Raw genomic sequence first — 506 nt, 5'->3', positions numbered from 1 at the left:
TTCTCGAATAAGGCGCTACCTGCCAAGCAAGTGGAAGCATTCAAAGCGCTGTTAGCGCGGTATCCTGAGCAAGTGCAGTGTTCGGAAGTTATTGAGAAACTTCATCTTGCACAAACACAGATTCAGTAAGGAGACCACATGATTCTGGTTTGGTTTAGGCGTGATTTACGCACGTTAGACCACACGGCGTTAAAGGCGGCACTTGATACAGGGCAACCTGTTGTTGCTTGTTTTGTTGCAACGCCAGAACAGTGGCAAGAGCACCACATGGCGCCGATGCAGGCGGATTTAATCGCTAGGCGTCTTGAGCATGTTCATCAAGAGCTCACAGAGCTAAACATTCCTCTTCTATATAAAGAAGTTCCGCGTTTCGATGACTGTACAAAAGTCATTTGCGATTGGGCGGATAAGCTCAACGCAACAGCGGTAATGGTCAACATCAATTATGAAGTGAATGAAGTTGAGTTGGATAGAAAGGTATCTCAAACACTGGATAATCGTGGGGT

At 46.2% G+C, this 506-nt stretch carries 1 protein-coding gene and 1 pseudogene; both read left to right on the top strand.

Annotated features, from left to right (window positions below):
- A pseudogene (locus R8O11_RS31610) lies at positions 1–129 on the top strand (helix-turn-helix-type transcriptional regulator); the annotation flags it as partial.
- Between the two features lie 9 nt (positions 130–138).
- The coding region (locus tag R8O11_RS31605) for a deoxyribodipyrimidine photo-lyase (protein WP_318195434.1) at positions 139–506 on the top strand (368 nt) is incomplete at its 3' end.

It is taken from the genome of Vibrio sp. 1288, assembly GCF_033344475.1.
This window is presented reverse-complemented; position numbering and strand designations above follow the sequence as displayed.